The organism is Micromonospora sp. WMMD1128, from assembly GCF_027497235.1.
In the GTDB taxonomy this organism is placed as follows: Bacteria; Actinomycetota; Actinomycetes; order Mycobacteriales; family Micromonosporaceae; genus Micromonospora.
In genome coordinates this window covers 5,191,891-5,205,334 of the sequence record NZ_CP114902.1, presented here as the reverse complement: position 1 = coordinate 5,205,334, position 13,444 = coordinate 5,191,891, and the positions used below count along the sequence as shown (strand labels likewise).

General features: G+C 68.4%; 14 protein-coding genes. 6 read left to right on the top strand and 8 right to left on the bottom strand.

From position 1 onward, the window contains the following. Positions 1-7 precede the first annotated feature (7 nt). Positions 8-2,035, top strand: coding sequence for a protein DpdD (dpdD, locus tag O7602_RS23240; RefSeq protein ID WP_281584736.1), 2,028 nt, complete (start codon positions 8-10; stop codon positions 2,033-2,035). Between the two features lie 110 nt (positions 2,036-2,145). On the opposite strand, the gene dbpB (O7602_RS23235) is transcribed toward dpdD, so the two are convergent. The 8 genes from dbpB (O7602_RS23235) to O7602_RS23200 form a co-directional block, all read right to left on the bottom strand. After that, positions 2,146-3,345, bottom strand: a complete 1,200-nt coding sequence (dbpB, locus tag O7602_RS23235; RefSeq protein ID WP_281584735.1) for a DGQHR domain-containing protein DpdB — start codon at positions 3,343-3,345, stop codon at positions 2,146-2,148. Beyond that, positions 3,329-4,570 carry a tRNA-guanine transglycosylase DpdA gene (gene dpdA / locus O7602_RS23230; protein ID WP_281584734.1) on the bottom strand — a complete coding sequence of 414 codons (1,242 nt, stop codon included), beginning with the start codon at positions 4,568-4,570 and terminating at the stop codon, positions 3,329-3,331. Before dpdA ends, dbpB (O7602_RS23235) begins: the two co-directional genes overlap by 17 nt. Beyond that, positions 4,567-5,709 (bottom strand): DGQHR domain-containing protein DpdB, encoded by a 1,143-nt coding sequence (gene dbpB / locus O7602_RS23225; protein ID WP_281584733.1) that lies wholly within the window; start codon positions 5,707-5,709, stop codon positions 4,567-4,569. Before dbpB (O7602_RS23225) ends, dpdA begins: the two co-directional genes overlap by 4 nt. Continuing rightward, entirely contained in the window at positions 5,709-6,713 is a 1,005-nt protein-coding gene (locus tag O7602_RS23220) for a hypothetical protein (protein ID WP_281584732.1), read from the bottom strand. The genes dbpB (O7602_RS23225) and O7602_RS23220 overlap by 1 nt, the downstream gene beginning before the upstream one ends. Continuing rightward, positions 6,710-7,069, bottom strand: coding sequence for a 6-carboxytetrahydropterin synthase QueD (queD, locus tag O7602_RS23215; RefSeq protein ID WP_281584731.1), 360 nt, complete (start codon positions 7,067-7,069; stop codon positions 6,710-6,712). The genes O7602_RS23220 and queD overlap by 4 nt, the downstream gene beginning before the upstream one ends. Further along, positions 7,069-7,716 (bottom strand): 7-carboxy-7-deazaguanine synthase, encoded by a 648-nt coding sequence (queE, locus tag O7602_RS23210; RefSeq protein ID WP_281584730.1) that lies wholly within the window; start codon positions 7,714-7,716, stop codon positions 7,069-7,071. Before queE ends, queD begins: the two co-directional genes overlap by 1 nt. Further along, positions 7,713-8,414 carry a 7-cyano-7-deazaguanine synthase QueC gene (gene queC / locus O7602_RS23205; protein WP_281584729.1) on the bottom strand — a complete coding sequence of 234 codons (702 nt, stop codon included), beginning with the start codon at positions 8,412-8,414 and terminating at the stop codon, positions 7,713-7,715. Before queC ends, queE begins: the two co-directional genes overlap by 4 nt. A 159-nt stretch (positions 8,415-8,573) precedes the next feature. Continuing rightward, entirely contained in the window at positions 8,574-9,101 is a 528-nt protein-coding gene (locus tag O7602_RS23200) for a flavoprotein (protein WP_281584728.1), read from the bottom strand. A gap of 91 nt (positions 9,102-9,192) precedes the next feature. On the opposite strand from O7602_RS23200, the gene O7602_RS23195 reads away from it, so the two are divergent. The 5 genes from O7602_RS23195 to O7602_RS23175 all read left to right on the top strand — a co-directional run bounded on the left by O7602_RS23195 (position 9,193) and on the right by O7602_RS23175 (position 13,424). Continuing rightward, positions 9,193-10,455, top strand: coding sequence for an AAA family ATPase (locus O7602_RS23195; protein WP_281584727.1), 1,263 nt, complete (start codon positions 9,193-9,195; stop codon positions 10,453-10,455). 104 nt (positions 10,456-10,559) lie between these two features. Further along, complete coding sequence (locus tag O7602_RS23190) at positions 10,560-10,766, top strand: hypothetical protein (RefSeq protein WP_281584726.1); 207 nt, start codon at positions 10,560-10,562, stop codon at positions 10,764-10,766. A 56-nt stretch (positions 10,767-10,822) separates the two neighbouring features. Continuing rightward, complete coding sequence (locus O7602_RS23185; protein WP_281584725.1) at positions 10,823-11,131, top strand: DUF6403 family protein; 309 nt, start codon at positions 10,823-10,825, stop codon at positions 11,129-11,131. Then, positions 11,128-12,474 (top strand): hypothetical protein, encoded by a 1,347-nt coding sequence (locus tag O7602_RS23180; protein WP_281584724.1) that lies wholly within the window; start codon positions 11,128-11,130, stop codon positions 12,472-12,474. The genes O7602_RS23185 and O7602_RS23180 overlap by 4 nt, the downstream gene beginning before the upstream one ends. After that, on the top strand, positions 12,471-13,424 hold the full coding sequence (locus O7602_RS23175) for a hypothetical protein (protein WP_281584723.1): 954 nt from the start codon (positions 12,471-12,473) through the stop codon (positions 13,422-13,424). Before O7602_RS23180 ends, O7602_RS23175 begins: the two co-directional genes overlap by 4 nt. Positions 13,425-13,444 lie beyond the last annotated feature (20 nt).

Here is a 13,444-nt window from a genome sequence, read left to right as displayed (position 1 = left end):
GGCCGTGATGGACGTCGACACCTTTCTGGACCACTTCTTCGGCCCCGGAAATGCGGCGTGGCCGATGCGGGATCCCCGCTCGCCGGCCGCCGGGTTCCTCGCCGACTACCTCGCCCTGCTGACCGACCAGTCCGACGTGCCGTACATCCTGCCACGCAACGAACCCGGGAACCCGCGCAAGTACGTCTACGTCATCCCCCGGCTCAGGCGCCAGGCAACAGCGGTGCGGGAGTGGCTCACCGCATTCGTAGTGCCTAGCCACGCCGCCTTCGTCAGCCGGCCCGAGGCTCTGCGGGCTGGCGATCTGGTTGACGACGCGGTGGCTGCATTCGTCGGCCACCGGCGGGTGTACGTCCTAGAGCATCCGCAGGAGAGTTCCCGCGACGTGTGGGCGGCACTCGCCCGAATGCGTCGGACCATCAAACAGCGGCCAGCCACCTACTGGAGTGAGCCGGTGCCAGTGGGGCGACTGCTGGCCGAGTTCGACCTGGCAATGGCCGCCGGCGACCACCGGGCCACCGCCGAACTGCTGGCCCGACTCGAGGGCACCGGCCTCAGCGGGATGAACCTCACCTATCTCGCGATCAAGCGACTAGCCCGGCTGGGCAGCCACGGCGAGCTGCTGCGCCTGCCTGCACTGCGCGACGTGGTCGCCACCCGTCCACCGGCCCCGGTCCGCGAGGCGATCCTGGATGCGATCCACTCCACGGCGCTCGCCGGCCCGCTGGCCGACGGTAACACCGAGGCGGCACGGCAGGCAGTGGTCCTGCACGGTGAAGTGGTGCCAGCACTCGCCGATGGCCCGCTGGCCGGTTTCGGTGTCGAGGCACTTGCTGTGATCGCGCTCGCGGCCTCCGCCACAGCCGATCGCGCACTATGGGATCGGCTGCGACACGAAGGCGACGCGTGGCAGCGCCTCGGCGCGGCCTGGCCCGACCTGCTAAATTCCGCCGGTTATCCAGCCTCGGTCGCCGAGCGCCCAGCTACGCTCCCGCCTCTTTCCCCCACGACCACCGAGGAGGCCCCCGCCGAGGGCCTGGAAGACAACACGCCACCCGTCATACGGCCCAGTGCGGCTCGCGTAGGATCCTGGCTCGAACTGGTGCGGGCCATCGCCAACTCCCAGGATATTGGTGCGCTGATCGCCGAGGAGGCTTGGCGCTCCTGGCCGCCCGCAGCCGCTTCCGATTCGGCCCTCGCCCAACTGCTAGACGGCCTCGACAACGACGGCGCCGAACGCGCCTGGATGATTGTCGGAGCTTTCGTCGACAGCGATGGCTACGGGCAGCCGGCCAGCCACACAGCACAGGCATTCCTAACCAACGCGCTGACCCATAATCGGTTCCGGTCCAATGACATGGCCGGCATCGTCGCTCTGTTGGAGATCACCCTGCGTGGTGGCCTGCCGGCGGCCGGGTACAGAAGTCTGCTGGACGACCTTGGAGCAGAGAGCGACCGCTGGATCAGCGTTAGCCAGGCCTCGGTCGTCTTGGACATCTGTGACGTGGTCGCTCGCGCTCCCAGCCCTGACAACGAAGCACGCCTGCGGCTCTTTCAGTTGCTCCTGGCGCCGTTGGCCCTTCAGCGTGGCAGGCTGGAGGCCGACCAGCTTGCGCTGGCTCGCCTCATCAACGACGAATTCGATCTTGGGCTTGTCTGGACATCCCCGACAACCCAATCGCCCAGCCTCAATTCGACGCCCACCTCAGCGGGCCAGGTCCTCCTGTACTCCCTGGACGAAGGAGCACTGCGACGTGCGAGCAGCGTTCTAGAAAGATTCGCGCCGGCGTTGAACGTGCAACTCAGTAACGATCACGTTGGAAGCCGGCAGTTGAAGCAGTGGGTCCAGCGGGCCGACATCATCGTCATGGCTACCCGGTGCGCCACGCACGCCGCCACAGGCTTCATCCGGTCGACTGCGCGTCCTGATGCCAGGATCCGTGAGGCCGAGGGTGCCGGATCTGCGTCGTTGCTGCGTGCTGTCACTGCCGCGCTTAGCGAGAGTGGAGCGATTGCGGCATCCGTCTCATCTTGATTTGTGGTGGCAGCCGGCATAAGAGGCAGCAGGTGCCGACGCTCTGGGCCCAAACGGCTTTAGATTATCGACACCGGCTGCGGGGTGGGATATACCTCCGGGAGTGCAGGCTAAAAGAGACGATTCGACCGATCGTGTCGCTTTCCCTGCTTGGCATAATATGTGGACACCAGGAAATCCGTGATCCGCTGAATATCCCGCGGAGTGTTCTGAATATCGTTCCAGCGGCGCGGAATTCCGTCGCCCAGATCCCACGTGCCCTCGGTCCAGCGACAGTAATCCTTGACGGTCTTCAGCCCGGCAGCGAATGCCTGAGCGTCCGGCACGTCCTCGCCGCTGCCGTTTGTGTCGGCGATGGCGTCCATCAGGTAGCCCATGCTGATGATCCCGGCGCCATGCATCAGACGCGACTTGCGAGGGGGTTTGCCCCAGGCGTCCTCACCGAATACCTCTCGCACGGCCGTCCAGAAGTCGCTCAGTACGGTCACCATCAGTCCAATGTTCGGCAGCGACCCGTCGCTTCCCCGGAACCGGTACAGAACACCATCCGAGATGCTGTTCTCCAGCATGCGCAGCATGGAGTTGTCCTTGATGACGCCCGTGGGATTGGTTGGCGTCTGGATCATGTGACGTAGTGGCGAACGCTCTTCGAAGTTCAGTCGTTCAAGGACCGTCGCGGGGAGCTGCCGCACCCGTAGCTGGTTCGGCAGCGGCCCAGACGCGGCCGGGAGCAACTCGTGGATCAGGCCCTTGGGCAGTGGCTTGGTGGAGTTGACGAGGATGAACTGCGACCGGTGGTCGGCCTGGTCGGCAGTGATGAAGGCGGTGACGCAGATAGGGAAGTCCGAGACCTCCGCATCCCGGATGGCCGCGCAACGCTGCTGGCCGTCCACGATGAACCCAGGCTTGTCGGCGTCCTCCCAGTCCTCACTCACGGGTACCACGAGGGTTCCCATCCGGACGTAGCCAGGTCCGTCGCTGGCGGTGTCCGCAGGGATGAAGCGAACCCGGTCGTCGAAAGCCACGACGATTGCGTTCGGCAGTAGAGGGCTGTCGTCGGACTCTACGTAGCGGCGGATCGCCGCCACGTGTGCCAGGACCTCAGGCCGTTGGTAGCCGTGCAGTTGCTGCTGACTGTCGCGTCGGACGCGCGAGACGGCGGCGAACGACGGGACTTGCTTGCCGTCCACCGCGAACGTGTACAGACGGCGGTTGGGTCCCTGCCTGATCTCAAGAGCCGGAAGATGTAGGACGTCCCCAGAGTTCGCGGCCATGGCGCTCTTGTCTGCCTGCTTAGTCACGATCGTCATCTCCAAGCTGCCGGCGCAGTCGCTGCCCGAATACGTGTAGGTTGTGGAAGCCGCGGCGCTTATTGCGCTCCGCCCCACGGAAGATGATTGTCTCGATGCCGACCTTCTTGCAGATCGAGCAGTCGCATGCCTGCCACGGCCGATTTTCGAGCGTGTCGCGGTACTGGCTGCTCCTGTTTGCCTTACCGTCCCACACTGCGCTGTAGGCGTCCAACGCCTCCAAGGCGGCCTCGATGGCGATCTCGCCCCTATCGAATTCGCGAAGGCGGGCCAGCGCGGCCCGCTCCAACTGCATGGCCCGCCCCTGGCTGATCTCACCGGAGCGAATCCGCGCCTTGAGCTTCGCGTTCCCGTCGACCTGAGGGACGCGAAGCGCCACGTACGTCCGGTCGAGCGCGTAGTAGTTGTCCCGGTCATCCTTGAACGCCTGGCGGAAGGGCGACGTGCTATCGAAGCTCGTCACGCCGTGGTCAGCGAACGTTGGAATATCGCCGACGCGGCTGATGCCCAGGAGATGCAACTCGGTGTCGGGCAGGCGTACATCGTCGATGGCGCGGAGGCAGGCGAGGATTTCCTTCGTCTTCAGCGGCACCATGCCCCCGACCGCGATCCGTCGGTACCCGATCCGTTGCAGCTCCACCACTGCATCGGCATATGACTCCGGGCTCCAACCCTGAGTCACTCCAAGGGGCGTGAAGTGAACGTCGCTGGCTGAACAACGTTGCCAGAATTCTGCGGCGAGATCGAGGGTGATCTGTTGCCGTCGGACCCACTCCTTGGCTGCCTCGTCGGTGCGAAGGGCCTTCGGCTCGTACTGGAAGATGACGTGGTCGACGGAGATGCCGTAGTCGAACCCGCACCCCTCGTAAAAGCTGACGACCTCTTCGACAGTGTAGGGAGGATAATCCTCACCAACGTACGAGAAAGCTCCGCAGTCACCCATGATCTTTAACGGCGCGCTGCCATTATCGAGGCGGAAGAACTCACGCGCCCCTTGCCGGTAAAGCCTGTGGCGCTGGGGCAGGGTGTACTTGCCGGTGCTGGTGCCGGCAGTCCCATCTACGATTGCCTTGGAGACCAAGAGGCCGTTGAACGGCGGTGGCTTTAGCACTTCGTGGGCGTACAGGTCATCGCGTTGGCGCACTCGGAACGGGTCGCGTTCCTCGGTTTGAAAGTCGAACGTGGGGTCTACCTGGTCCTGGCTGTCGGGGAAGAAGAACTTCATCGAATTCCCGCCCGTTCGTTCAGGTAGACGCGGATGAGGTAATTGGACAATTCCTGCACATGGCGGGACACGTGCTCAATCTCGTTCCAGCGAAGGTTGAGTTCGTCCCACCTTCCTCCCGTCCATTGGCAATGCGGCGCGATCACGGCGAGGTGTTTGCTGATCAACTCGGGTGCTTCGGGGAGGCGTGGATCAACCGTGCCCAGCACGCGGTCCATCAGCCGTCCCATAGCTCGTATGCCGGCCCCATGCATGAGGCGGCTCTTGGCGGGCGGCTTGCCCCATGCCTCGGGGAACGTGTCACGCACTACTGACCAATAGGTGCAGAGCGCCTGGAGGATCCCGTCGAAGTCTGTCTCGTTGCGGGTGACGTCGCGGTAGGGGAAGAGGCAGCCCGCCGGCGAGGTGAGGCTCTCTTGGATCATCTCGACAACGACGGTGTCTGTGATGACAGCGTTCGGTGCCTGCTGCCGACTGGTCGACGCCCGCTTAATCAGCCCGCAGAACGGCGACGCCTTGTCGGCATTCAGTACGTCGCACAGTGCCGAGGGTGCCTTCCGGATTGCGAGTCGAGGTGGTAGCGGGCTGTCGACCTCCGGCAGGAGTTCGGTCACCAGGCCGCGTGGCAGTGGGCGGGTGTTGTTGATGCGTAGGAACTGGTCGCGCTGGAAACCGACGCTGTCCGCCACGAACGCCGTCACTGGTACCGGAAACTGCTGCCGTTGGGTACGGGACAGCGCCAGGGCTCGCTGCTGTCCGTCGACGATCCATGCGGGCTTCGGCTTGCCGGATTGCGGCAGGGGGATGCTAAGTAGCCCGGAGGTCGCGAGTCCATCTGCGGCACCCGGCCCTCTGCTCGACTGAAACCGGACGCTGGACGACAGGGCCAAGATGATGGGGTTGGGGAAGACGGCAGCCTCGGTGTCGAGGTACTCGACGATCTCTTGTATGTGCTTCCGTACCTGCGGGCGTTGGTAGCCGATCAACTTCCCGGCGTCGTCTCGGCTGACGCGGGAAATGTCTGCGATTTGGAGTACCTCTTCCGCCTGCAGTGCGAAGAGGTAGAGCGCTGGAGTGCCCGGCTGAGCGATTCGCAGCGCACGGCGTGCGATGTTCTTCGAGTCATGTGAGGGCGCCATCAGCAATGCACTTCCAGCGAGATCTCGTCGAACAGTTGCTTAAAACGTGCCTGCTCACATGACTTGCCGGAGTTCCGTAGTTGTCTGAGCAGGCGCGTCGCCGAGGTTGGCCCGGCCTCCGCCAGTGGCCGGATGAAGGCCTTAACCTCGTCGTCGGTCATGCGCTCACGGTGAGGCGGAGGCGGCTGCGGGGGCGCGACGGCTGCCAGTTCGTGGGCCAACGCCCGGAAGTACGAGCGGCGGTGGGTGCGAGGCTCCGCGGTGACTCGGCCCAGGAGGCGCTGCGCAACGCGCACGTTAAGGGCGAGCAGACTGCCGCCGACTGCCGGTCTCATGCGAGCGGTCACGCCGACGACCAGTTCGTCCAAGTCGCGGTCCGCCTGAGCCGGCCCAACGATTGTCAGCCGTTGCGGGTCCCGTAGCCGCCCCGCCGCCCTCAGGAGATCATCACTGCACGCCCGAAGGTAGGTATCCGATAGGACGGCGATGATCGTTTCGTCGGGATTCATTCGGGCTAGATGGTAGAACGATCGGGGCGTACCGGGTTCCGGGCCAACCCACTCGCTTAGTCCCCGCCACCAGTCGCGGTTCTCGGTCGAACCTTGTCCGACCGAGTCTGCTTCGCGCAACGCGAAGGTCGCGGCGTAGGGGCGAAGCTGCGCGGTGGCGGGGACCAGCCCGTACCCCGCGGAGCAGATCCAGAGCTGCGTCTCCACGCTTCTCGGATTGACCAGCTGACGTGCGACGGCCCAGTGCTCGCCAGCATAGAGCGACGTTGCGGCAATGGAAGGCTGGCTAGGTTCGGACAGTCGTCGGGTCCACTCTGCGAGCTTCTGCCTAGGGGCGTAGTTCGACAGCGCCCTGACCCGCAGCGCCGCAGGCACTGCCAGGTTCTTGCGGTTCGCGCAGGTGACGACGATATGAACGCGGGCTGGCGCCTGCGACGGGCTGTTGCTGTCTGCAGGGACACCCGGCGAACTTTCGTCGGCCGTCGCCTCCGTCACGAGGCATCGCCCCGGTAGACCGCACCCGAGGTGCAGGTCTCCCTGACCACGATGGCCGACAGCGGCAATTGATCGACAAGTCTCGCCCAGATCCATTGCGCCAGCATTTCGCTGGTCGGGTTCTCGAGGCCCGGCACCTCGTTTAGGTAGTAGTGGTCCAGTTGATCCAGGAGGGGTCGAAATGCTGTCTTGATGTCGCCGAAGTCCATCACCCATCCGGACGACGCTCCGACCTCGCCGCGCACGTGTACCTCAACGCGATAGGAGTGCCCATGGAGGCGAGCGCACTTGTGCCCCTCGGGCACATGCGGCAAGCGATGAGCAGCTTCGAAGGTGAACTCACGGAAGATTTCCATCAAGCAATCCCGATGTACTTGTGTGTCTGCAGGCTCAACGACCATTGAGGATGGGCGAGGCAATAACTGATGGCGGCCCGGGTGTTCGCCGCTTGGTCGGGCCCGTCCATCGGCTGAAGGAGAAAGTTAGCGAAGTTCAGACCTTCGAATCGTTCAGGCTCCGCCCCCGGCTGGGGGTAGACAAGCTTGAGATCATGACCGTCGGTGAGGACCAGCTCGCTGCCGGCCTTGGGGCTTACGCAGATCCAATCGATGCCAGCGGGTGCGCGCCGCGTCCCGTTCGTCTCGATAGCCACCTCGAAGCCTTCGTCATGAAGAGCGTCGACAGCAGCAGCATCGAGTTGCAGAAGCGGCTCTCCGCCAGTGCAAACAACGTATGGTCTGCTCCTCGGGTGGGCTGCACCAGCCCACGCCTTTGCCACCGCTGCCGCCAGATCCTGAGCCGACCGGAAGTGGCCCCCTCCTGGCCCATCAGTACCTACGAAGTCTGTGTCGCAGAACTGGCAGATGGCGCGATGACGGTCGGTCTCGCGGCCTGTCCAGAGGTTGCAGCTTGTGAACCGGCAGAAAACCGCGGGCCGCCCGGCATGAGTACCTTCGCCCTGCAGCGTGTAGAAGATCTCTTTAATGCGGTACGCGGATCTCATGCCGTGCTGCCGACGGCGGGGTCTGACATACCGAGTTCGGCGAAGCCTCGGGTGCGGAGCAGGCAGGAGTCGCAGGTGCCACAGGCGCGGCCTCCGACCGGGTCGTAGCAACTGTGGGTGAGCGAGTAGTCGACGCCAAGGCTGAGACCTAGCCGGATGGTGTCTGCCTTCGTTAGGTCGATGAGCGGTGTGTGAATCTTCATGCGCTGCGTGCCCTCGACGCCTGCCTTGGTGGCGAGGTTGGCCATCCGCTCGTATGCCGCGATGTACTCAGGTCGGCAGTCCGGGTAGCCGCTGTAGTCAAGAGCGCTTACACCGATGAAGACATCCGACGCCCCCAAGGTCTCTGCCCAAGCAAGCGCGAACGACAAAAAGATGGTGTTTCGAGCAGGCACGTAGGTGACGGGGATCTCGCTCCCAATCTCCTCGGCGCGCTCATGGTGGGGCACAGCAAGTTCGTCGTCGGTCAGGGCGGATCCACCAAACACCCTAAGGTCGATGTCCGCAACAACATGTCGCGTCGCCGCCAGGGCCTTAGCGACCCGGGCAGCGGCTTCGAGTTCTACAGTGTGCCGCTGGCCGTAGCGGAAGCTGAGGGCGTTGGCTTCGAACCCCTCCTTGACGGCCACTGCAAGGGCTGTGGCCGAGTCCAGACCGCCGCTTAGCAGTACTACCGCTTGGGGCTTGGCTGCCGACATCTGAGGCTCCTCGCTTCGTCGATGGTCGAGAAACTGCGGTAGCTTGCTCCGCCAGTGATGCGTAGTTACTGCTCACAGGTTGCGTCACGTTACCCGAGTACTGCGCGTTGTTAAAAGATGAGCAGGGCGTGTTCCGCTGGCTTGGCGACGACGCGTCGGTTACATCGGCGGTCGCGCCGCGCGCAGCGCGTCGACCACCGCCGCCCACCGGCTCGGCGTCATCTCGTCCGGCGCCCGCAGCACCTCCCCGTCGTGCACCACCACCCCCGCCTCCCGCAACAACCGCAGGTTCGGCGCATAGGCGGGATGCGCGGCCAGCGCGGCCTTGACCCGGGGAAACACGTGGACCGGCAGCCCGGTGCCGAGCAGCTCGTTGAGGATGCCCAGGGCCAACGTGTCGCTCGCCCCCGCGGCCCACTTGTTGAGCGTGTTGAAGGTGGCCGGCACGACCACCGCGGCGTCGGCCGGCGGGTGTGGCTCGGGGTCGCCGGGGCGACGCCACTCGACCCGTACCTGATGACCGGTCTGGTCGGCGAGCGCGTCGCGGTCGAGCCAGCTCGCGGCGGTCGGGGTGGCGATCAGGCAGACCCGCCAGCCGTCGGCCGCCAGCAGCTCGGCGAGTTCGCCGATCCGCTGGGCCGGGGGAGCGGCACAGACGATGAGGTAGAGCACCGGCGCTTCACTCATGCCCGCAGTCTTACCCGGCGCGTGTTAAGAAGGGGCCCCGCCTATACCGAATGCGTTAAGAAGGGCCCCCGCCTTGCACGTGGTGGAGAGTGTGCTGCGCGATGTGCGTGAGGGTGCGCACCGGGGGGTGGTGGTCGACTCGCCGCCCGGCGCCGGCAAGAGCACCCTCGTGGTGCGCGCCGCCGTGGAGACCGCCGCCACCGGTGCGCCGCTGATGATCGTGGCGCAGACCAACGAGCAGGTGGACGACCTGATCGACCGGCTCGGCCGGAAGGCGCCGGAGCTGCGCGTCGGCCGGCTCTCCGCGACCGACTACCAGCCCACCGGGCGGGTGCGGAACCACCCGGCGGTCCGGGTCGCGGCGAAGGTCGCCGACCTGGGCGGGCCGGCGGTCACCATCGGTACGGCGGCGAAGTGGGCCACGGTCACCGAGGGGAGCTGGCCGTGGGCGATCGTGGACGAGGCGTACCAGATGCGCGCGGACGCGCTGCTGCGCGTGGCCGGGCGGTTCGAGCGGGCGCTGTTCGTCGGCGACCCGGGGCAGCTCGATCCGTTCTCCACCGTCGAGACCGCCCGCTGGACCGGCCTGACCTGGGATCCGATGCAGTCGGCGGTGGCCACGCTGCTGCGGCACAACCCGGAGTTGCCGGTGCACCGGCTGCCGGTGTCGTGGCGGCTGCCCGCCTCCGCCGCCCCGGTGGTCTCCGCCGCGTTCTACCCGTTCACCGGGTTCCGCGCCGGCACCGGGCCGGCCGACCGGGCGTTGACGTTCACCGAGACCGGCCCGGGTGACGGCTACGACGCCTCGGTCGAGCTGGCCGCCGCCACCGGCTGGGCGTTGCACGAGCTGCCCGCCCGGCACACCGTGCGTACCGACGCGGAAGCCGCCGCGGCCTGCGCGGAGCTGGCGTTGCGGGTGTTGCGGCGCGGCGCGGTAGCGGTCAGCGAGGCTGCGCCCGGCGGCGCGCCGGTGACCGCGGACCGGATCGCCGTCGGGGCCGCGCACCGCGACCAGGTCGCGGCCATCCGGTCCCGGCTGGGCGCGGCCGGCGCGGGCATCACCGTGGACACCGCCAACCGCCTCCAGGGCCGGGAGTACGACGTGACGATCGTGCTGCACCCGCTCTCCGGGCGGCGCGACGCGACCGCGTTCCACCTGGAGTCGGGGCGGCTGTGCGTGTTGGCGTCCCGGCACCGGCACGCCTGCGTGGTGGTGGCCCGGGCCGGCATCGGTGAGCTGCTCGACGCCTACCCGTCGACCGAGCGGGTGCACCTGGACGTGCCGGTGAAGTTCCCGGACGGCTGGGAGGCCAACCAGACGGTGCTCACCCACCTGGACGCGCACCGGGCCTGAGTACGCACACCTGGGTACGCGCACGGGTCGGAAGCGACGGGCGGGCCGGCCGGGCGGTCCGTTCGGATCTTCCGGCGGGGGCGGGCGGTGGGCAGGATGGCCGGGTGCATCCTTACGACCCGTACCAACAGCAGCCGCCGTATGCCGCGTACTACCCGCCGCAGCCAGAGGAGGACGGGATCAACTGGTCGACGGTCCTCTGGGTCGCGGTGCCGGCGCTGCTGGTGATCCTGTGCTGTGCCGGGTGCGTGGTCTCCGGGTTCGCCGGGGGGTTCATGGAGGGCTTCCAGGAGGGCTACTCGTCGTCGTAGGCCGGCGGGTCGCACCCCGACGGGCGCGGCTGGCGGCGGTGCGTTAGACAGGGATCATGACCGCGAGTGTGCTGACCTGGCTGGGTGGGGCCGTGGTGGCGGTGGCCGCCGGGTTCCTCGCCACGCTGCTGCCTCGGCGCCGGGCCCGGGACCGGGGCCGGCGGGTCGCCTGGTCGTCGGCGCGGGCGGCGATCGACGACGCCGCCGTCAGCCGGGACGCGGCGACCGCGCCGGTGCCCGAGGCGGAGCGGCTGCTGGCCCGCGCCGAGATGCTCGCCGCCGCGCGTGGCGGCGGCGCGGACGCGGCGCGGGAGGCGGCCGAGCACGCCCGCCGCGCCGACGACCTGTGGCGGGCCGGCCGGTGAGGGTACGCCTGGAGGTGCTGCGCTGGTCGCTGCTCGTCGTCGCGGCGGTCGTGCTCGTGGTGTTCCTGGTGGCGCAGCGGCAGAGCGTCGAGGTCAGCTACGGGCAGTCGCCGTCGACCGCCTCGCTGCCCGCGGAGGGTTCCGCCGGGGAGTTGAGCGACGCCACCGTGCCGTCGGTGGCGGAGATGACCGCGATGGTGGCCGCCGATCCGGTGGTCCGCCTGCCCGGCGCGGTCGCGCGCTGGGACGAGGCGCGGGTCCGGGCGGCGGTCGGCGACACCCGGATCCTGGTCGCCCCGCCGGGGCTGGACGAGGCGGAACGCCGGCGGGTGAAGGACGTGGAGAACGCCGAGATCCGGATCGTCGGCACCGAGGTCAGCGGCGGTCTCTACCTGGCCACGTCGGACGACCTGCCGAGCTGGCGGTCACAGTTCGCCACCGGCGACGTCACCAGCCAGATAGTCACGCTGCTCGCCGCGTTGCACAAGCAGCCGACCCCGCCGGACCGCGACGACCTGCGCTGGCGGGACCCCACCGCCGCCGAGTTGGCCCCGGTGACCGCCGCGCTGCGCGCCACCGGCCGGTACGCCGCTCCCGGCGCGACGCTGCCCCGGCTGCCGGAGAAGACCGCGAAGGAAGCCTTCCCCGGCGACGCCTGGTTCGTGGCGCTCCCGATCCAGCCGTACGGGGCGCCGTTGCCCGCGTACGGGCCGGCGCTGCACCGGCTCGCCCCGGACCGGCCGCTCGTGGTGATGTACGGCGGCTGGATCGAATACCACGGCCCGGGCGCGGCGGAGTTCGCCGAGGTGGCCGGCGCGAGTTTCTACGCGCAGTACGCCGGCCGGCTCAGCCGATACGACTATCCGCAGCTCAATGTGCTCGGCGCGTACCTGGCCCGGGTCACCGACGTGCGGTACGCGGGGCTGTTCGACAGGCCGCTGCCGTACCGGCCGTTGGATCCGCTGCGGGTGGCGCTGCCGGCGCTGCCGTGGCTCTTCGCCGGCTGCGTGGCCGGGTTCGTGGTGCTGTCGATCCGCACCGTGCGCGGTGCCGGCCGGGGCCGACCGGGCGATGTCGGGCCGGGCGGCACCCCGGCCCGACTGGCCGGGCTCTCCGCGCTGGCCGTGGAGTTGTCCCTGCTCACCGACGCGCGTACCGACCCGGCGCTGGTGCGGGGCGTCGGCCGGCTGCGGTCCGCCCGGTCCGCGTTCGACGACGGGCTGCCCGACAAGCACGTACGCGGGCTGCTCGCCGGCGCGGAGGCCGAACTGGACCAGGTGGCCCGGGACGTGCGGATGCCCGGCTACCGGCCGGACGTCTACCTGCGGGGGAGGCTGTCATGACCGCGGTCGCGCGCCGGCTGCTCGGCCGGCTGGTCGGCAGCGCGTTCGGTCGGGCGGTGCTCGCCTGCCTGGTGCTGGCCGGTTGGGCGCTCTGGTCCGGTGGCCTCTTCGACGGGCCGGTCGCCCGGCAGGTGCGCGCCTCGTCGGTCTACGCGGCGCCCGGCGTCGACGTGGACCGGGCCGCCGCCGAACGGGTCATCGGCAACCGGCGGCTGGTGGTGCTGATGATGGCGCCGGGGGCCGACCTGCGCGAGGTCTGCGACGACACCGAGCGCGCCACCGGGGGCACGCTGGTGCTGGCGATGAGCCGCGACGACGACGACTGGGACACGTACGGCTGCTCCCGCGTCGGCGGCGACGGCCCGCGTGACATCGGCCGCTCGATGGTGGCGGAGACCGTGATCAGCCAGGGGGCGGACGCGTTCGTGGACCGGCCGGTCGAGGCGCTCAAGGTGATCGTGCTCAACTACGACCGGCTGGTCCGCACGGGCCTGATGCCCGACGGCGGGCGGACCATCAGCCCGTCGCTGCCCCGCTACCTGCTGGCCGGCGGCGCGATCGGTGGCGTGGTGGCCGGCGCGGCGGTGCTCTGGTTGGGTGGCCGGCGAGCCGGTCGGCTGGCCGACGCGCGGCGGGCCGGGCGGGACGCGCGTGCCGACGAGCGGGCCGCGCTGAGTGCCGCCACCGCCGTCCTGGCCCAGCAGATCATCGACCTCGACCGGGCCGGCGGGCCGGGCGGTCGGGCGTACCGGCGGCTGGCCGGCGACTACGTCGGGCTGCTCGACGAGGTGTCCGAGCCCGACGGCGACGCCGTGGGCCGGCTGCGCGAGCGGGTCGAGACGTTGAGCCGGCGGGCCGCCGACCTCGCCGCCGAGCCACCGGCCGCGCGAGCGCCGCGCCAGCGGACCGGCCGGACGGTGGCGAAGACACGCGAACGGGGCCGGCGGTGACCCGCCGACCCCGTCACCGG

Bases quoted from the DNA above. Each gene is read 5' to 3' on its own strand.
- dpdD (WP_281584736.1), top strand. From the start codon at position 8: ATGGACGTCGACACCTTTCTGGACCACTTCTTCGGCCCCGGAAATGCG.
- dbpB (WP_281584735.1), bottom strand. From the start codon at position 3,345: ATGACGATCGTGACTAAGCAGGCAGACAAGAGCGCCATGGCCGCGAAC.
- dpdA (WP_281584734.1), bottom strand. From the start codon at position 4,570: ATGAAGTTCTTCTTCCCCGACAGCCAGGACCAGGTAGACCCCACGTTC.
- dbpB (WP_281584733.1), bottom strand. From the start codon at position 5,709: ATGGCGCCCTCACATGACTCGAAGAACATCGCACGCCGTGCGCTGCGA.
- queD (WP_281584731.1), bottom strand. From the start codon at position 7,069: ATGGAAATCTTCCGTGAGTTCACCTTCGAAGCTGCTCATCGCTTGCCG.
- queE (WP_281584730.1), bottom strand. From the start codon at position 7,716: ATGAGATCCGCGTACCGCATTAAAGAGATCTTCTACACGCTGCAGGGC.
- queC (WP_281584729.1), bottom strand. From the start codon at position 8,414: ATGTCGGCAGCCAAGCCCCAAGCGGTAGTACTGCTAAGCGGCGGTCTG.
- O7602_RS23200 (WP_281584728.1), bottom strand. From the start codon at position 9,101: ATGAGTGAAGCGCCGGTGCTCTACCTCATCGTCTGTGCCGCTCCCCCG.
- O7602_RS23185 (WP_281584725.1), top strand. From the start codon at position 10,823: ATGACCGCGAGTGTGCTGACCTGGCTGGGTGGGGCCGTGGTGGCGGTG.
- O7602_RS23175 (WP_281584723.1), top strand. From the start codon at position 12,471: ATGACCGCGGTCGCGCGCCGGCTGCTCGGCCGGCTGGTCGGCAGCGCG.